Raw genomic sequence first — 17,895 nt, 5'->3', positions numbered from 1 at the left:
TAAGTTCCGGCACGTTATCCCTGCCCACTTTCCGCCAAAGGCGCATTGCTAGCCCAACTCATGCGGTGCCAGGGCCCCTAACGCCCTGCCAAGCCCTGCGGGCTAGCGCCCAGTACCTGCCAACGTGCCCCGCCCGGGGCTCCGAAACGCAAAAAGCCCCGCTGGTACAACCAGCGGGGCTTTTTCAAAACCGGACTTGGGGGCCCTACACTTTGGCGTAGGTCACTTCCTTCACTGCCTTCACCACGCGGGCCACGTTGGGTAGCGAGGCTTCGATGAGGGTGGGGGCGTAGGGCAGGGGTACGTCGGCGCAGGTGATGCGCACCACGGGGGCATCGAGGTGGTCGAAGGCGCGGCGCTGCACCACGTAGGCGATTTCACCCGAGAGGCTGGCCAGGGGCCAAGCTTCTTCGACGACCACCAGGCGGTTGGTTTTCTTGACGGAGGCGATGACGGTGTCGTAGTCAATCGGGCGCACCGAGCGCAGGTCGATGACCTCGGCCTGGATGCCTTCCTTGGCCAGTTCGTCGGCCGCGGTGTGGGCAATTTTCATCATTTTGCCGAACGAAACAATCGTTACGTCGGTGCCTTGGCGGGTCACGTTGGCCTTGCCAATTTCGAGGATGTATTCCTCCTCGGGCACTTCGCCCTTGTCGCCGTACATCAGCTCCGACTCCATAAAAATCACCGGATCGGGGTCGCGGATGGACGCTTTGAGCAGGCCCTTGGCGTCGTAGGGGGTGCTGGGCACCACCACTTTCAGGCCGGGGCAGTTGGCGTACCAGTTCTCGAAGTTTTGCGAGTGCTGGCTGCTGAGCATGCCGGCGTTGCCGGTGGGGCCCCGGAACACGATGGGGCACGAAAACTGCCCGCCCGACATGGAGTGCAGCTTGGCGGCCGAGTTAATTACTTGATCGATAGCCACCAACGAGAAGTTGAAGGTCATGAACTCGATGATGGGCAGTAGCCCGTTCATGGCCGCGCCCACGCCGATGCCGGCAAAGCCCAACTCGGCAATCGGCGTGTCGATGACGCGCCCGGCACCGAACTCGTCGAGCATGCCCTGGCTCACCTTGTAAGCGCCGTTGTACTCGGCTACTTCTTCGCCCATGAGGAAAATGCGGGGGTCGCGGCGCATTTCCTCGTTCATGGCCTCGCGCAGGGCCTCTCGGAATTGTATCTGACGCATGAAATGCTGGCTTAAAAACGGCTTGGAACTGTTTAGCAAAGCTACGACAGTGCTCGGGATGGGCAAGGTGCCCGGGGCCACGCGCATTAGTAGGGGCCCTACTAATGCCTACTTCAGTGCTTCACGGAAGGCCTCGCTCTGGGCGTAGTCCTGGAATTCCAGGTCTTCGACGGCTTGGTTAGCCAAGGCGCGGTCGGCGGCTACGGCTTGGTGCAGGTAGGTGGCCAGCTGGGCCTCGTCGTGGCGGCGGGCGGCCACCACGGCTAGGCCGTAGAGGGCCGCCGGGGCCCCGGGGCGCCGCGCCAGGGCCTGGCGGTACTGGGCCTCGGCAAGGTCGTAGCCCCCTTTTTGCACGTAAATCAGGGCCGTGTTCAGGTCGTTTTGGTAGGAGGGGCCCGCGAAGCGCAGCGTGCGCAGGGCCTCATCGGGCTGGCCGACTTCTATTTCCAGGGCCGCTTTGTCGGAGATGATTTTGCGCAGCAGGGCCCGGTCGCCGCCCAGCTTGATGGCGTAGTCGTAGTTCTGGAGGGCTTCGAGGCGGTCGCCGGCGCGGTGGTAGGCCGTGGCGGCGTGGTAAAACAGCTCGGCCGTGGGGTTGCGGTGCGCGGCCAGGGTGAAGTTGGTAGCCGCCCGGCGCTGGTAGGCGCGGGCCACCTTGGGGTTTTCCTCCTTCTCGGAGCGCAGCAGCAGCACCACGCCCAGGTTGTGGTAGGCCTGCCAGCGGCCCTCGGCGGCGCTGGCCACTTCGTAGATGCGCTGCTTCTCGGCCAACAGCGGGGTGAGGGTGGCCGAGTAGCGCAGCTCCTCGGGCGTGAGGGCGTCGAGTTCGGCCTGCTTGGCCACAATCTTTTTCGACAACAAGTACACCTCTGAGTTGTAGCGCGCCGGGGCCGTGAACGTGACGGCCACCGTGCCCACGCGCAGCACGGGGTAAATGTATTCCTCTACGTAATCAAAGGATTGCAGCCGGTGCAGGGCCTTCTCTTTGGCCACGTAGTCGCCCGGAGCATCGTTGATGATGGCGATGATGGAGTCCTGGTCGGCGGGCTTGAGGGCCGACTGCGTGACCTTGTTCAGGAACAGGTCCCAGCGGCGGCGGTAGGCCAGGGTGTCGAATTTGATGTCGGCCACCTTGTTGAGGTACGAAAAGCCCTCAACGCGCTTCTTATAGTAATAGAGCAGCATTTTGACACGCTTGCTGGCCAGGGCCGGGTTGTGGGCGTCGAGCGAGTCGGGCGAGTGGCCGGCGGTGATGAGCACGCGCTGGGTGCGCTGGTTGGCGTCGATGAGGTCTTCCAGGGCCGCCACGTTGGTGCCCAAAAACGAGCGGATGAACCAGGCCCCGTCATCAAAGAAAAATGGCAGAATGCGCGTGCCGCCGCCTTGGTTGGACACGCTTTCGGGCAGCAGAGCCAGGGCCGTGTCCTCGCGCACTACGCGGCGGGCGGGGTCGGCAATGCCGCGGGCCAGGCGCACGTCGGCGGGGCCCCGTAGCACCTGGCCACCGGGTTTCAGCACGCGCACCTGGGGGCGGGCCAGCAGCTCGCCGGGGCTGCGGCTGGGCGTATTGGGCAGGCTGAAGGACTTGCGGGCCACTAAAAAGCCCTTGTGCTCGTCGTCGTACACGTAGTCGCCCACCACAAACGAGACGCGGCCCAGCGTGTCGTCGCGCAGGCCGTGGTCGTAGCGGTAGCGCAGCAGCAGCTCGTAGGCCACGCCCTTGCGCAGGTGGGCGGCGGGCACGCGGGCCGTCACCTCGAAGGGCACGGTTTCGCCCACGGCCGTGAGCGGGGCGGGGGTGGCCGTGGCCTGGCGGCCGGCCTCGGCGGCGCGCAGCACCTTGGGCAGCGGCGAGCAGCCCAGCAGCAGGGCCCCGGCGGCCAGCAGCGGGGCCCCCGCCGTTAATTTTGAAATAATACGCAACAGATTATGGCTTTAGCGAGCGCCCTAAACGTACAAGAACCAAAAAAAGGTGGGGCCCGGGCGCGCAAAGCTACCCGGTTCGGTGGGGCCGCTCCCGTTTGCGTTGTAACTTAGCCCAGCCCGGGGCCCTTTCCCGCCCGTGCCCCCCGCCATGAAAACCCTCACCGATTACCTCGAAGCGCAGTCGTTTGGCCTGTGCTCGGCCCTGGGCCAGCGGTGGGGCTTCAGCACCCGCAGCATCCGGCTCTCGTTTGTGTACGCCTCGTTTTTCACGTTTGGCTCGCCGGTGGTGCTCTACTTCGCGGGCGTGTTTTGGATGAACGTGCGCCGCGCCTGGCGCCAGCAGCGCAGCACCGTGTGGGACCTTTAGGGCCCCGCCGGCCGTAGCTTTGGGGCCCGTGCTGCCACTCCGCTCCCTTTTTGTGCATGTTTAAGCGCCTCAACCTGGGCCGCCTGCGGTTGGCTTTCGGGCTCACGCTCGTGAGCCTGGGCACGGGACTCACCGGGTTCCGCCTCATCGAGCACCTGGGCTGGGCCGATGCGTTTTACATGACCATTACCACCATTGCCACGGTGGGTTACGGCGAGGTGCACCCGTTTTCGGAAGCGGGGCGCATTTTTGTGTCGTTTTACATCCTCTTCAACCTCGTGGTGGTGGCCTACCTGGTGTCGGTATTCACCACGTTCCTGTTTGCCGGCGAGCTGCGCAACCTGTTTAAAATGTACCGGACCGACCAACAAATCCAGCGCTTCAGCGGGCACATTATCCTTTGCGGCTTCGGGGCCAACGGCCGCCGCGCCTACCAAGAGCTGCGCGCCAACGGCGTGCGTGTGGTGGTGGTGGAGCAAAACGAGCAGCTGATGAAGGACGTGAGCGACGGCAAAACCGGCGAGGACTACAACGGCGACGGGGCCCCCGGCGGCAGCATCGTGACGGTGATTGGCGACGCCACTACCGACGTGGTGCTCGAGCAGGCCGGCGTGGCCCGCGCCTCGGCCCTCATCACGGCCCTGCCCAAAGACGCCGACAACGTGTTCGTGGCCCTCTCGGCCCGGGCCCTGAACGCGCGCCTGAAAATCATTGCCCGCGCCAAGCTGAAAACTTCCGAGAGCAAGCTCATCTCGGCCGGGGCTGATGCCGTGGTGATGCCCGACGAAATTGGCGGCTCGCACATGGCCAAACTCGTAGTGCGCCCCGAAGTCATTCGCTTCCTGGACCTTATCTCGGGCCTTACGGCCGATAAATTGCGCCTGGAGGAGCTCAGCTACGAGCAGTTGCGCCGCGACATGCAGGGCCAGAGCATCCGCGAGCTCGACGTGCGCTCGCGCACCGGGGCCACCGTCATCGGCCTGCGCCTGGCCGACGGCAGCCTCTCGGTGAGCCCCTCGGCCGACTACCGCCCGGCCCCCGGCGACGTGCTGCTGCTGCTGGGCTCGGAGCAGCAGATTGAAAGCCTGGAGGTGAGCTTCCGCCAGCTGGGGCTGTAGGGGCCCTACTTTTGCGGCTACCTTTCGCCACGCCGTGCACATCGCCGTTACCACCCGTTTTCTGTTGCCCGGCAACCAGCTGGAGGGCCTCGGCCGTTACACCTTCGAAACCCTGCGCGAGCTGGTGCACCAGCACCCGGAGTGCACGTTTCACTTCCTCTTCGACCGGCCCTACGACCCGCGCTATGTGCTGGGGCCCAACGTGGTGCCCCACGTGCTGGGGCCCCCGGCGCGCCACCCCCTCCTGATTTTGGCCTGGTACGAGGGGGCCGTGGCCTGGTGGCTGCGGCGGCACCGCCCGGCCGCGCTGCTCTCGCCCGAGTCCTTCACGGTGCTGAACACGCGCGTGCCCCGGGTGCTGGTGCTGCACGACCTAGCCTACCTGCACCGCCCCCACGACGTGAGCCGCCTCGTGCACCGCTACTACACGTATTTCATGCCGCGGTTTGCCCGCGCCGCCGCGCAGCTGGTGGCTGTGTCGGAGGCCACCCGGCACGACGTGGCCGCGCAGCTGGGGCTGCCCGCGGGGCCCATTCGGGTGGCGTACAATGCGCCGGCCGCGCAGTTCCGGCCGCAACCAGCGGCGCAGCAGGCGGCTGTGCGGGCTCAGTTCAGCGCAGGGCAGCCGTATTTCCTGTTCGTGGGGGCCCTGCAGCCGCGCAAAAACCTGGCGAACCTGCTGCGGGCCTTCGGCCTGTACAAGGCAGGGGAAGGGGTGGGGGCAGCGGCCGGGGAGGGCCCCGCGGCAGCCGTGCAGCTGCTGGTGGTGGGCCGCGAGGCCTGGCAGGCGGGGCCCATCTTTGAAGCCTACCGGCAGTTGCCGCCGGCCGTGCAGGCCGCCGTGCACTTCACGGGCCGGGTAGGCGAAGATGAGCTAGCGGGCCTGTACGCGGCTGCGCTGGCCACGGTGTACGTGCCTTTCTTTGAGGGCTTTGGCCTGCCCGTGGTGGAGGCCCAGGCCAGCGGCTGCCCGGTCGTCACCTCCAACCTGTCGTCGCTGCCCGAGGTAGCGGGCGGCCCCACCGGGGCCTTGCTCTGCGACCCACACCAGCCGGCCGCCATTGCCGAAGCTTTGGCCCAGCTGAGCCGCGACGAGCCGCTGCGCCTGCGCCTGCGGGCCGCCGGCCTGGCCAACGTGGCCCGCTTCTCGTGGGTGCGCAGCGCCGAGGTGCTGTGGGAGGCCCTGCAAGCCGCCCAGGCCGCTGGCCCGGCGTAGGGAGGGCCCCAGGCGTATTTTTGCGGCCTATGCACATTCTTCAAGTGAGCCCGCGGGTGCCGTTTCCGCTGCACGACGGCGGGGCTATCGGGATTTACAACATCACCACTGGGCTGCTGCGCTCTGGCCACCGCGTCACGATGCTTGCCATCAACACGCCCAAGCACCACCAGCCCGCCGACGCCCTGGCCCACCTGGGGCCCCAGTTCCGGCTGGTAACTGTGGACGTGGACACGAATCTGAAGCCGCTGAAGGCGCTGCGGAACTTACTTTTTTCCAGTGAACCCTATAATGTAGAGCGGTTCATCAGCCAAGATGTGGTAACGGCGCTGAGCCACCTGCTGAGCGAAACAAAGTTTGATGTAGTGCAATTTGAGGGCACATTTGTTGCCCACTACTTGAGCTTTGTACGTTGGAAGTTAAAGCACCCGGTAAACGAAACAAATTGCCCGCCACCCCTGGTGTTACGGGCCCACAACATCGAGTACGTTATCTGGGAGCGGCTGGCCAGCGGCGAGCGCAACCCCCTGAAACGCTGGTATCTGAACCACCTGGCCGGGCGCATGCAGCGGTTTGAGCGTGAATACCTCGGGCGCTTCGACGGGATTGCCGCCATCACCGAAGAGGACATTGCCCGCCTGGGGGCCCTGGGCTGCCCCGGGCCCATGCCCCTGGTGCCGGCGGCGGTGGAGTTGGGCTCCTTCCAGCCCGACCCGGCCATCCGGCCCAAACCGCGCTCTGTGTTCATGATCGGCTCGCTGAACTGGCTGCCCAACCGCGAAGGGCTGGACTGGCTGCTGCGCGAGGTGTGGCCCGCCGTGCACGCCGAGCTGCCCGACCTGGAGCTGCACGTGGCCGGCACCGGCACGCCGCCCCACCTGCTGGCCCCGCGCACCGATAACGTATTCATCCACGGCTTTGTAGACTCGGCCGCCGCCTTCATGCGGCAGTACGATTTGATGCTGGTGCCGCTGCTGAGCGGCGGCGGCATGCGCGTCAAAATCATCGAAGGCATGGCCCTGGGCAAGGCCATTCTGAGCACCGGCCTGGGCGCCGAAGGCATTGCCGTGCGCGACGGCCACGACGTGGTACTGCGCGACGGGGCCCCGGCCTGGCAGGCCGCCCTGCGCGACTACTACCATGGCCGCCTGCCCGTGGGGGCCCTGGGGGCCGCCGCCGCCCGCACCGCCGCCGACGTGTATGCCAACGACCAAGTAACCAAGCGCTTCGAGGCCCTGTATGCGCAGTTGCTGACGGGCGGGAGAAGTTGAGAAGCGAGTTGAGCTATAGGGCTTACGCGCTTATAGCCCCGGAGGGGCGATCCGTCGGTAGTAATTTGCTGGTATTGAAGAACAAAGCCCCAGCGGGGCGACCCAACCGCACGTAACGGTGCTGGGTCGCCCCGCTGGGGCTTCTGCTGGTAATAGGCCATGTTTTACCACCGATGGGCCGCCCCTTTGGGGCTGGTAGTCGGCCTATTTACATGGGTTTTAAGCTGCTAAAAACTAACTATTTAAGCGGGGTAGGCGATGAAATAGTAGTTCAGCTTCTGGTCGAACTGCTGCACCAGCTCGGCCCGGGTGAGGGCGGGCTGGCCGGCCAGCCAGCGCGTCATGGTGGAGATGCGCAGGTTGATGGCCGGGGCGGTGAGCAGGTCGAACACCTGTTCGGGACGGGTACCGTAGTGGTCGGAGCCCCCAATGCCGTGCTCGAACACGATGACCGGCCGGTTGGCGGCCAGCAGCGCCTGGGCCCCCAGCAGCACTTGCAGCTCGCCGCCTTCCACGTCGATTTTAATCAGGTCGATGCGCGTGTCGGGGGGCAGCACGTCGTCGAGGCGGGCGCGCTGCACGGTGATGAGCGTGTCGCGCTCGGGCCGGTCGTAGCGGCGCTTCACGAAGCCGCTGTAGGCCGGGTTGCTTAGCACGTAGTTGAAGGAAACTTCGCCGGGGGCGTCGCCCAGGCCCAGCTGGTAGAAATGGCAGTTGGGGCGGTGGGCAAAGGTGCGGGTGAGCTGCTGGTAGAGCGCCGGAATGGGCTCGAAGCCAAAGTGTTGGCCCTGGGGGGCGTAGCGCAGCATTTGGGCCAGTACCTCGCCCTTGTGGCAGCCTACGTCGACGCAGTTGGCCTGCGGGTGCAACACGCGCCGCAGCACCTGCTGCGTCTGGCGGTCGTAGCGCTGGTTTTGAGTGAAGGCAATGGGGAGGCGTTTGATGATTTTTTTGAGAAACTCTTTCATTCGGGACACCCTGTTCGGGCAAGCGGCCAACGGAGGCGGGCGGAGAAACCGCCCCCAAATGTAGGCGGGGCCCGCCGGAAACGGCTCGCCGCGCCGCCCGGGGCGGGGCCGGCGGGGCCGCCGCCGGCTTTACCTTCGCGCCGCATGAAACTCTTGGTGCTGCTCTCCCGCTTCCCGTACCCGCTCGACAAGGGGGACAAGCTGCGCGCCTACTACCAGCTGCGCTACCTGGCCGGGCAGGGCCACGAAATCTGCCTGCTCGCCCTCAGCGACGAGCCCGTGGGGCCCGCCGCCCTGGCCGCCGTGCGCCCGCTGTGCCGGGGCGGCCTGCACGTGCACCGGCTGCCGCTGCCGGCGCGGGGACGCGGGCTGCTGGGGGCCCTGGCCACCGGCGGCCGGCCGCTGCAAGTGGGGTACTTCTACCACGCCGGGGCTCAGCGGCTGGTCGATGCGCTGGTGGCCGGGTTTCGGCCCGACCATATTTACTGCCAGCTCATTCGCATGGCCGAGTACCTGCGGGCCCACGCCGGCCGGCACCCCATGACGCTCGACTACATGGACGTGTTTTCGGCCGGCGTGGCGCGGCGGGTGGCCACCGCCCCGGCCTGGCAGCGCCCGGTGCTGGCCCTGGAGGCCCGCCGCCTGGCCGCCTACGAAACCGCGGCCTTCGCCTGGTTCAGCCACCACACCGTCATCAGCGACCAGGACCGGCAACTGCTGCCGCACCCCGCCAGCGGGGCCATCGCCGTGGTGCCCAACGGCATCGACTTTGCCCACTTCCGGCCCCAGCCCGGGGCCCCCCAGCCCTACGACCTGCTGTTTTGCGGCAACATGGGCTACCACCCCAACGTAGACGCCGCCTGCTGGCTGGCCGAAAGCATCCTGCCGCTGGTGCAGCGCCGCCACCCGGGGGCCCGGCTGCTGGTGGCCGGCACCACGCCCGCGGCCCGGGTGCGGGCCCTGGCCCAGCGCCCCGGCGTGGCCGTGAGCGGCTGGCTGCCCGACATCCGCAGCGCCTATGCCCAGGCGCGGGTATTTGTGGCCCCCATGCGGGTGGGCACGGGCCTGCAAAACAAGCTGCTGGAAGCCATGGCCATGCACCTGCCCTGCGTGACCACACCCCTGGCCAACAACGCGTTACGCGGCACGCCCGGCCAGCACTTGCTGGTGGCGGCCGATGCCGCGGGCCTCGCCGACGCCGTGGGTCAGCTGCTGGCCGACGCCGCCGGGGCCGCGCAGCTGGCCGCCCGCGGCCACACCTTTGTGCAGCAGCACTACGACTGGGCCGCCGCCACGGCCGGCCTGGAGAACTTATTGCTGCTGAATTGTTAATTGCCGTTGGCCCGGCCGCTTCCGGCGGGCCGCCTTTTTAAGCGTACCTTATTTTAGCCCGCCAGCCGCCCCCGGGGCCCTGGCTTCTTCCCCGCGAACTGCCCGATTGACCATGTTAGATACCATTGAATCCGCCATTGCGGACCTGCGCGCCGGCAAAGTTGTTGTCGTCGTTGACGACGAGGACCGCGAAAACGAGGGCGACTTTATCTGCGCCGCCGAGGCCGCCACGCCCGAAATCATCAACTTCATGGCCACCCACGGCCGCGGCCTGGTCTGCGCGCCCCTCACCGAGGAGCGCTGCAACGAGCTGGGCCTCGAGCTGATGGTGGGCCGCAACACGGCCCTGCACGCCACGCCCTTCACCGTGAGCGTGGACCTGCTCACCAACGGCGTGACCACCGGCATCTCGGCCTCCGACCGCAGCAAAACCATCCGGGCCCTCGTGGACCCCACCACCAAGCCCGAGGACCTGGGCAAGCCCGGCCACATTTTCCCCCTCAAGGCCCGCAAAGAAGGCGTGCTGCGCCGCGCCGGCCACACCGAAGCGGCCGTGGACCTGGCCCGCCTGGCGGGCTTCGCGCCGGCCGGCGTGCTGGTCGAGATTTTGAAGGAAGACGGCGAAATGGCCCGCGTGCCCGACCTCGAAAAAGTGGCCAAGCAGTGGGATTTGAAGCTGATTTCGGTGCAGGACCTCATCAAGTACCGCTTGGCGCAGGAGAGCCTGATTCAGCGCGAGATTTCGGTGAAGATGCCCACCGCCTGGGGCGATTTCGACCTCTACGCCTACACCCAGCGCAGCAACGGGGCCCAGCACCTGGCCCTGGTGAAGGGCGACCTGAGCGACCCGGCCCCGATGCTTACGCGGGTGCACAGCTCGTGCATCACGGGCGACATCTTCGGCTCGTGCCGCTGCGACTGCGGGCCCCAGCTGCACCAGGCCATGCAGCAAATTGAGCGCGAGGGCCGCGGCGTGGTGGTGTACATGAACCAGGAGGGCCGCGGTATTGGCCTCATCAACAAGTTGAAAGCCTACAAGTTGCAGGAGCAGGGCCGCGACACGGTGCAGGCCAACGAGGACTTGGGTTTCCGGGGCGACGAGCGCGACTACGGCGTGGGGGCCGCCATCCTGCGCGACCTTGGCGTGCGCCAGATGCGCCTGCTCACCAACAACCCCAAGAAACGCACCGGCCTGTCGGCCTACGGCCTGGAGGTAGTCGAAACCGTACCCATCGAAATCGCCGCCAATCCCCACAACGCCATCTACCTGGCCACCAAGCGCGACAAAATGGGCCACGACATCCTACGCGACGCCGAAGCCGCCATCGCCGGTGCCGGGATAATCTAAAAGCAGTACCGCCGAGCTGCGCCAGGGGCCCCACGGGCCGCATGGGCGAGGCTGGTGGTACGGCCGCTAAGCCCCGGCGAGGGAATATTTTTCCAGCAGCACGGTGTTTTCCGCCCGTTGGTACCAATCGTTGAATACCAGCTCTACTTCGTTCACCTCAAAGGTGCCGATGAAGTGGTGCTGGTATTTTTCGATTTTGGCCAGCAAGGCGTTGGCGTCCAGAATATTGCTGCGGAAGCGGATGACGGTGGAGTGGGCCGTCTGGATGCTGTAGCGCTGGTCGATGGACTGCTGGAGGCTGGAGCGTTGGAAGTAGGCGCGGGTGCGGTCGCGCAGCTCGGCCAGGCCGGAGCCCAGCGGCTCGCCTTGCACGATAATGCCGCCTGGCGAGGCCGTAAGGCCCGAAAACGCGACGCTGAACGGCCGCACGGGCCCCACAATTTCGCGCACGGCCGCCCGGTACGCCGCGGCGTCGATCATGGGCAGTTCGAACCCGCGGTAGCAGGAAATGATGGACAGCACGGTGAGGTGCACGTCGGACGCCGGGTAGTAGTACTGCTGGGGCTCGATGCAGCGGAAATCGGCCAGGATGGCTTCGAGGGCGGCGGTGATGCGGGCCGGGGGGCGCGCCAGCAGCGTGATGCCGCGGCGGTCGTCATCCGGCGAATCAATCAAGGGATCCAGCTCGGCCCGGCCCTGCGCCAGCCGGTGGACGGCGGCGGCGCGCATGGCGTCGTAGTGCTCCTGGAGGTTCATGCGGGGCAGTTGTGGGGCCCCGGGCCGTAGTGTCCGGGGCCCCAAAGGTCGCGCCCCGGGGCAAAATGTGCGGGCCGTTTTGCCGCCAGGGCCCTACGTGGCCGGTGGCGCTTACCTTGCCGCCCGCACCAACCACCTGCCGCTATGCCCGCTACTGCTGCTTCCTGGCCCGCCCTGCCCGCCGCCGCCTGGGCCCCCACCCGCGACACGCTGCACCGCTGGACGCAAATTGTGGGCAAAACCCGCCTGGCCCTCAGCCCCATGCTCAACCAGTGGTGGCAGGCCACGTTCTACGCCACGCCCCGGGGCCTCAGCACGGGGCCCGTGCCCTACGCCGGCGGCTCGTTTGAGGTGCTGTTCGATTTTCGGGCCCACCGGCTGCGGCTTTTCACCAGCGCCGGGGCCGAGCACGGCTTCGCGCTGGGGCCCCAGTCGGTGGCCGCTTTCTACCAGCGCTACCGGGCGCTGCTGCGCGAGGTGGGCATTGAGGTGAAAATATGGCCCGTGCCGGTGGAGGTGGACGACGCCACGCCCTTCCCCGACGACCACCACCACGCCAGCTACGATGCCGCCGCCGTCGAGCGCTTCTGGGACGTGCTGCTGCTGGCCGAGGGGGTGCTCCAGGAGTTCCGCGGCCGCTTTGCGGGCAAGTGCAGCCCGGTGCATTTCTTCTGGGGCAGCTTCGATCTGGCCGTCACGCGCTTTTCGGGGCGGCCCGCGCCCGTGCACCCCGGCGGCGTGCCCCACCTGGCCGATTGGGTGACGCGCGCTTCCTACAACGCCGAGCTGAGCAGCGCCGGCTGGTGGCCCGGCGGCAATGGCGCCGAAGCGGCCTTTTACAGCTACGCCTACCCGGCCCCGGATGGCTTCGCCGGGGCCCCCGTGCGGCCCGCCACCGCGGCATTTAGCGCCGAAATGGGCGAATTTCTGCTGCCTTACGAAGCCGCCCGCACCGCCCCCGACCCCCGCGCCGCCGTGCTCGATTTCTGCCAAAGCACCTACGAAGCCGCCGCCGCCCTGGCCCACTGGGACCGGGAAGGGCTGGATTTGAAGTAGCTATTTGTTAAGTCATTAGCTAATAGCTAATGTGGTTAATGACAATAGTCTAGGTTAAAAGCGAGGCCTGTTTGCTTTCGCGCAGCTGCTTAAAGTTCACGCTGCGCTGTTACACGCCCCGCTACTCCGTGGGCAAATTTCCTTCGCCCAGCCAGCGGGCCACCGGGTAGCGGTTGAAGGTGGGCTCGTGGTAGGGCGAGTGCTGGTACACCCATTCGAGCTGGGCGGGGCCGCTGGCGGCCAGCTTGGCATCCGCTGTTTTGGCGGCTTCGAGCTGCTGGCGTAGGGCCGGGTCGCGGCGCAGCAGGTCGGCGGCCAGGTCCTCGAACACGTAGTCGGAGTAGTGCTCTTTCTGCTGCAAAATGCTGTCGAAGAAGCCCCAGGCGAAGAACGAGTCGGTGGCCTGGGGCTCCAGGGTTTCGACGAGGTAGCGGGCGGCGGGCTGGGCCACGCGGGCCACGTAGTCGCCGGCGCGGCAGGCCACGGGGCCCTGGGTGGTGCGCAGCCGCACCTTGCTGTGCAGGTAGTGGCCCTCGTAGGGGCGGGCCACGGTCTGGAAATCCTCCACGTAGTACGTCTCGGCCGGCACGGCCACGTCCTGGGCCAAGCGCGTGAGCCGCACGCCGTTGCGGCGCAGGTTGTCCACCACGTCGGCCCAGGCCTGCGGGATGAGGTAGGCCGTGGGGGCCCCGGCGGTGGCCGTGGGGTGGGCCGTGTTGGTGTAGGGCACGGGGCGGGTGTAGGGCCGGGCGCGGTCGTAGTACAGGCGCGGCTGGCCACTCACCTCGCTGGGCCGGTGGCCGGCCGCGTAGCCGCGGAACTGCACGGTGTCGCTCGGCTTATCGTCCAGGGCCCAGGCCAGGGGGAAGGCGGTTTGCCGGGCCTGCGCGGCCAGGGCCCCGGCGCGGGCGGCCAGCAGGGCGGGGGCCTGGCGCTGCACGGTGGCAAGCATGGTCAGCAGCAGGTCGTAGGTGGCCTGCACGCGGGGCCCGTAGGCCTTCAGCATGTGGGTTTCGGGCATGAAGCCGATGGTGTGGAACAGGGCCGCGTAGCCGGTGGAGTAGCGCGGGCTCTCCATGAATGCCTGCATCCCGCTCTCCGGCGTCTCGCCGTTAAAGTCCACGTACGGCGTCAGGGGCCACTTTTTCTGGGCCATGCCCTGGTACAAAGCGGGCAGCATTTCGCGTTGCAAATAGGCCCCCAGCGCCGGCGCCAGCTTGCTGGCCTGGGTCGGGATGAGCGTCATCGTGTATTGGTAGTCAGCGCCGTTAGAAGTGTGGGTTTCCACAAATACCTCGGGCTGCCACTTCTGAAACAGGGCCGCAAACGAGCGGGCGTTGCGCGAGTCCTGCTTCACGTAGTCGCGGTTCAGGTCGAAGTTGCGGGCGTTGCCGCGGAAGCCGTAGCTGGCCGGGCCGTTCTGGTTGGCGCGGGTGGTGCTGTTGCGGTTTAGGGCCCCGCCCACGTTGTAAATGGGCACGATGACGACCGTGACGCCCGCCAGCAACTTGCCCAGCTTGGGCTGCTGCACCAGGTTGCGGGCCAGCATCATGCTCGCGTCAATGCCCTCGGGCTCGCCCGGGTGAATGCCGTTTTGGATGAAGAGCACCGGCCGGTGCTTGGCCCGCAGGCTGGCCGGGTCGGTGTCGCCGTCGGCCGAGAGCACCACCTCGTGCAGCGGCAGGCCGCAGTCGGTGGGCCCGGCTTCGCGCAGGCGCACGAGGGCCGGGTAGGCGGCGGCCAGCTTTTGGTAATAGGCCACGCACTCGGCGTGGGTAGCGGTGGTGTTGCGGGCCGGGTCGCGCTCAAAGGGGGTGCGCCAGGCGGGCGCGGGCGGCGGGGCAGGGGCGAGGGCGGGCAGCAGGGCGGCGAGCAGGAGGGCGAACATGGCTGCAAATTCCGCCAAAAAGCCGAACCGCGCCCGGGGCCCCCGCGTATCGGTGCCCAGTACCGCTCCTTCGCTCATGTCCGATTCGCCCCTCGCTTCCGCCCCGCCCCGCCCGCTCGTCCTCGTGTCCAACGACGACGGCATCACCGCCCCCGGCATCGGGCACCTGGTGCGCATCGTGCAGGCCCTGGGGGCCGAAGTGGTGGTGGTAGCGCCCGACTCGCCGCAGTCGGGCATGGGCCACGCCATCACCATCGGCCAGCCGCTGCGCTTGGTCGAAAACCGCGTATTCGGGCCCGATGTGGCCGCTTACCAGTGCTCGGGTACGCCGGCCGACTGCGTGAAAATCGCCAAGCACCACGTCCTCAAGGACCGCACCCCCGACTTGGTGGTGTCGGGCATCAACCACGGCTCCAACTCGTCGGTGAACGTGCTGTACTCGGGCACCATGTCGGCGGCCATCGAGGCGGCCATCGAGGGGCTGCCCGCCATCGGCTTCTCGCTGTGCGAATACGGCGACGACGCCGATTTCTCGCACCTGGGGCCCTGGATTACCCAGATTTGCCAGCACGCCCTGGCCCACGGCGTGCCCCCCGGCACGGCCCTGAACGTGAATTTGCCCAAAAACTCGGCTGGCCCCATTGCCGGCCTGCGCCTCTGCCGCCAGGCCCGCGCCAAGTGGCAGGAGGAGTTTGACGAGCGCCACGACCCCTACCGGCGCCCGTATTACTGGCTCATCGGCTCGTTTGTAAACCTTGATTCCGGCACCGACACCGACGAGTGGGCCCTGGCCCATCAGTACGTGTCCATCGTGCCCTGCCAATTCGACTTGACGGCCTACCGCGGCCTGGAATTCCTCAGCCACCAATGGCAGTTGCCGCTGCCCGCCGCCGGCGCGGCCGCCACCCCGCCCCAGCCCATCCCGGCCGAAGACTACGGCATTGCCGCGCCCGAGCTGGGCAGTTCGGCCGCGGGCTAGGGCTACGGCCGGGGCCCCGGCGGCACCGGGCGCACGGTTTTGGGCCGGCCGGTGGCCCAAGCGGGCTTGCGCACCACCACTGGCGCGGCCGGGCTGGGATGTTGCGCGCGCCGGCGGTGGCGCCCCGAGGCCAGTAGGCCCAGCACCAGCGCCAAGGCCAGGAAAATCATGTATTTCATAACCCGAAAGGGGAGGGCAGCGACCACAGCATGAAGCTAGCGCCGGGTGGGTGAAGCCGCCGTGAATATGTGCCCTATTCCGCTACCGCTGCGGCCGGCCCAAACTCTACCACAAAGGCCGTGCCCTGGCCCAGCACCGACTCGGCCCGCAGCGTAGCCCCGTGGAAAGCGGCAATGGTTTGGGCGATGGGCAGGCCCAGGCCGTAGCCCTCGGGGGCCCCCGGGCCGGGCGCCGAAAACCGCCGGAACCGATCAAAGAGCTGGGGCAGGTGCTCGGCGGCAATGCCGGGGCCCGTGTCCTCCACCCGCAGGGCGTAGCCGCCGGCCGGCGTGGGCCGCCCCGCAATGCGGATGGTGCCGCCCATGTGGTTGTACTTGATGGCGTTGGCCAGCAGGTTGCGCAGCAGCGTGTGCAGCAGCGTGGCGTTGGCGCGGGGCAGCACGTGGTCGGGGGCCAGGTCTACGGCCAGGGCCAGGTCGCGCTGCTGGCGGCGGTCGTCGAGCTCCTCGGCCACGTCGGCCACGGTCTGGCTCAGGCTCACCACCTCGTCGCGCAGGTATTGCTCGTTTTCGATGTTGGCGATGAGCAGCAGCGTGCGCACCGTGTTGCGCAGGCGGTAAAGCGTGTGCTGCGACTCCACCACCTGGCGGGCGTGCTGCTCGGGCAAGGTGCTGTCTTGCAGCATGTTTTCGAAGCGCGACTGCAAGATGCTCACCGGCGTGAGCAGCTCGTGGCTCACGTTGCTCATAAACTCGCGCTCCTTCTCGAAGGCCGACTGGATCTGGCGCATTAGCGCGTTCAGGCCGTCGTCGAGGCGGCGGAAATCGGTGGTGCCCGTGGCGATGGGGGCAAACGAGAACTCCGACGGCTGCCGGATGCCGCGCAGCTTGCGCACCGTGAGCTCGCGCAGGGGCCCCAGCAGGTAGTGGGCAAAGGCTACGTCGGAGAGCACCGTGAGCAGGGCCACGGCCACCAGCACCCACAGCGCCAGCTGCCGCAACGTGTGCGTGAGCAGCTCCAGGGTGCCCAGCGACGAGCCGATTTCGAGCCGGAACGCCCGCCCACCCGCCCGCTGGGCCGGCACCACGCTGCTCAAAATACGGAAGTCTTCCACCTCGTTGTCCACCTGTCGCCGCTCCTCAAACACGCGCTCAGTAGGGGCCCCGGGGCCCTGGTCAAGGGGCGTGATGCTGATGTATTCCTGCTTGAGCAGGTTGTAGTCGGCGTAAATTTCGCTGCGCTCGGCGCGCACAAAGGCGTCCAGGCCGTCGCGCTGCACGAGGGCCAGCACCTCCAGCTTCTTTTCGTGCAGGCGCTGGTCGGTGTGGGCCACCGCCACCCGCTGCACGATGGGCGTGACGATGAGCACCCCCACCAACACCAGCAGCAGCTTCGAGAGCGCATTGAACAGGGCCAGCTTGGTTTCAAGTCTCATTGGGTTGAATACAACTTGGTAGAAATGCAAAAGAACGTCATGCTGAGCGCAGCCGAAGCACCTCTCCCGCAGCAGTAATTCAATCGTTAAACAATTGGACTACTGCTGCGGGAGAGGTGCTTCGGCTGCGCTCAGCATGACGTTCCGCTAATGATAGTGGGCGGCCTACGCCGCCTCCGAGGCCCGGTAGCCGATGCCGCGCACGGTTTCGAGGAAGTCGGCGGGGGCAAACTGGGCCAGTTTCTTGCGCACGTTTTTAATGTGCACGTCGATGTAGTTCGAGTCAGAATCGTCCTCCAGCACGTTGCCCCACAGGTGCTCGCCAAGCTGCAGGCGCGTGAGCACCCGGCCGCGGTGCAGCAGCAAGTAGTGCAGCAGGTCGAATTCCTTTTTGGTGAGGGGCACCTCCTGGCCGCCCTGGCGCACAATGCGCGCCGTGGCATCGAGGCTGAAGCCGTCGCCGAAGGTGATTTCCGTGCGCTTCAGCCCAAACTTGCGCCGCGTGATGGCCTGCATCCGGCTCGTCAATTCCAAGAGGGAGAAGGGCTTGGGCAGGTAATCGTCGGCCCCGAGGTCGAGGCCGCGGATGCGGTCGTCGAGGGCCCCGCGGGCGGTGAGCACGATGAACGAGGCCTCTTGGCCCTCGCGGGGGCGGGCTTCGCGCAGCAAGTCGAGGCCGTCGCCGTCGGGCAGGCCCAGGTCGAGGAGCACGAAATCGTAGCTGTTGACAAACAATTTCTCCGAGGCTTCGGAATAAGTGAAGGCCGAATCGACCAGGTACTGGGCCTGCCGCAGGAACTGCCGCATTTCCTGGTGGAGGCTTTTTTCGTCTTCGACAAGCAGAACGTGCATGGCAGGGGGGAGGG

General features: G+C 67.0%; 16 protein-coding genes. 8 read left to right on the top strand and 8 right to left on the bottom strand.

Features of this window, described 5'->3' with window-relative positions; translation table 11 throughout:
- Window positions 1-205: 205 nt before the first annotated feature.
- Together EAH73_RS16885 and EAH73_RS16880 are read right to left on the bottom strand one after the other, a co-directional pair.
- A complete protein-coding gene (locus tag EAH73_RS16885; protein ID WP_262711092.1) occupies window positions 206-1,276 on the bottom strand; it encodes a pyruvate dehydrogenase complex E1 component subunit beta in 1,071 nt (356 codons plus the stop codon).
- Window positions 1,277-1,297: 21 nt separating this feature from the next.
- The gene (locus EAH73_RS16880; RefSeq protein ID WP_140468605.1) at window positions 1,298-3,112 is read right to left on the bottom strand and encodes a hypothetical protein; all 1,815 of its coding nucleotides are present in this window, start codon (window positions 3,110-3,112) and stop codon (window positions 1,298-1,300) included.
- Between the two features lie 151 nt (window positions 3,113-3,263).
- On the opposite strand from EAH73_RS16880, the gene EAH73_RS16875 reads away from it, so the two are divergent.
- The 4 genes from EAH73_RS16875 to EAH73_RS16860 are packed head-to-tail and all read left to right on the top strand — an operon-like array spanning window position 3,264 to window position 7,087.
- On the top strand, window positions 3,264-3,482 hold the full coding sequence (locus tag EAH73_RS16875; RefSeq protein WP_070739681.1) for a PspC domain-containing protein: 219 nt from the start codon (window positions 3,264-3,266) through the stop codon (window positions 3,480-3,482).
- Window positions 3,483-3,538: 56 nt separating this feature from the next.
- On the top strand, window positions 3,539-4,600 hold the full coding sequence (locus tag EAH73_RS16870) for a potassium channel family protein (protein WP_140468604.1): 1,062 nt from the start codon (window positions 3,539-3,541) through the stop codon (window positions 4,598-4,600).
- Between the two features lie 34 nt (window positions 4,601-4,634).
- Window positions 4,635-5,816, top strand: a complete 1,182-nt coding sequence (locus EAH73_RS16865; RefSeq protein WP_140468603.1) for a glycosyltransferase family 4 protein — start codon at window positions 4,635-4,637, stop codon at window positions 5,814-5,816.
- A 29-nt stretch (window positions 5,817-5,845) separates the two neighbouring features.
- The gene (locus tag EAH73_RS16860; protein WP_140468602.1) at window positions 5,846-7,087 is read left to right on the top strand and encodes a glycosyltransferase family 4 protein; all 1,242 of its coding nucleotides are present in this window, start codon (window positions 5,846-5,848) and stop codon (window positions 7,085-7,087) included.
- A gap of 242 nt (window positions 7,088-7,329) precedes the next feature.
- On the opposite strand, the gene EAH73_RS16855 is transcribed toward EAH73_RS16860, so the two are convergent.
- Entirely contained in the window at window positions 7,330-8,055 is a 726-nt protein-coding gene (locus EAH73_RS16855) for an FkbM family methyltransferase (protein ID WP_140468601.1), read from the bottom strand.
- Between the two features lie 144 nt (window positions 8,056-8,199).
- Here EAH73_RS16855 and EAH73_RS16850 point away from each other — a divergent pair, with 144 nt between their 5' ends.
- Both EAH73_RS16850 and EAH73_RS16845 read left to right on the top strand, forming a co-directional pair.
- Window positions 8,200-9,387, top strand: a complete 1,188-nt coding sequence (locus EAH73_RS16850) for a glycosyltransferase (RefSeq protein ID WP_140468600.1) — start codon at window positions 8,200-8,202, stop codon at window positions 9,385-9,387.
- A 112-nt stretch (window positions 9,388-9,499) separates the two neighbouring features.
- Window positions 9,500-10,735, top strand: coding sequence for a bifunctional 3,4-dihydroxy-2-butanone-4-phosphate synthase/GTP cyclohydrolase II (locus EAH73_RS16845; protein WP_140468599.1), 1,236 nt, complete (start codon window positions 9,500-9,502; stop codon window positions 10,733-10,735).
- 66 nt (window positions 10,736-10,801) lie between these two features.
- On the opposite strand, the gene EAH73_RS16840 is transcribed toward EAH73_RS16845, so the two are convergent.
- The gene (locus EAH73_RS16840; RefSeq protein WP_140468598.1) at window positions 10,802-11,491 is read right to left on the bottom strand and encodes a 2'-5' RNA ligase family protein; all 690 of its coding nucleotides are present in this window, start codon (window positions 11,489-11,491) and stop codon (window positions 10,802-10,804) included.
- Window positions 11,492-11,635: 144 nt separating this feature from the next.
- Between EAH73_RS16840 and EAH73_RS16835 the strand changes: the two genes are divergently transcribed.
- Window positions 11,636-12,547: a DUF5996 family protein gene (locus tag EAH73_RS16835; RefSeq protein ID WP_140468597.1), complete on the top strand. Its 912-nt coding sequence runs from the start codon at window positions 11,636-11,638 to the stop codon at window positions 12,545-12,547.
- 121 nt (window positions 12,548-12,668) lie between these two features.
- On the opposite strand, the gene EAH73_RS16830 is transcribed toward EAH73_RS16835, so the two are convergent.
- Complete coding sequence (locus EAH73_RS16830) at window positions 12,669-14,435, bottom strand: M14 family metallopeptidase (protein ID WP_140468596.1); 1,767 nt, start codon at window positions 14,433-14,435, stop codon at window positions 12,669-12,671.
- Between the two features lie 76 nt (window positions 14,436-14,511).
- Between EAH73_RS16830 and surE the strand changes: the two genes are divergently transcribed.
- Window positions 14,512-15,414 (top strand): 5'/3'-nucleotidase SurE, encoded by a 903-nt coding sequence (surE, locus tag EAH73_RS16825; protein ID WP_140468595.1) that lies wholly within the window; start codon window positions 14,512-14,514, stop codon window positions 15,412-15,414.
- 2 nt (window positions 15,415-15,416) lie between these two features.
- On the opposite strand, the gene EAH73_RS23155 is transcribed toward surE, so the two are convergent.
- The 3 genes from EAH73_RS23155 to EAH73_RS16815 all read right to left on the bottom strand — a co-directional run bounded on the left by EAH73_RS23155 (window position 15,417) and on the right by EAH73_RS16815 (window position 17,881).
- Complete coding sequence (locus EAH73_RS23155) at window positions 15,417-15,593, bottom strand: hypothetical protein (protein ID WP_161599584.1); 177 nt, start codon at window positions 15,591-15,593, stop codon at window positions 15,417-15,419.
- Between the two features lie 74 nt (window positions 15,594-15,667).
- Entirely contained in the window at window positions 15,668-17,029 is a 1,362-nt protein-coding gene (locus tag EAH73_RS16820) for a sensor histidine kinase (protein WP_140468594.1), read from the bottom strand.
- A gap of 165 nt (window positions 17,030-17,194) precedes the next feature.
- The gene (locus tag EAH73_RS16815; RefSeq protein ID WP_070742176.1) at window positions 17,195-17,881 is read right to left on the bottom strand and encodes a response regulator transcription factor; all 687 of its coding nucleotides are present in this window, start codon (window positions 17,879-17,881) and stop codon (window positions 17,195-17,197) included.
- Window positions 17,882-17,895: the final 14 nt, after the last annotated feature.

Origin of the sequence: Hymenobacter nivis (assembly GCF_006439025.1) — a bacterium.
Classification (GTDB): Bacteria; Bacteroidota; Bacteroidia; order Cytophagales; family Hymenobacteraceae; genus Hymenobacter; species Hymenobacter nivis_A.
This window is presented reverse-complemented; position numbering and strand designations above follow the sequence as displayed.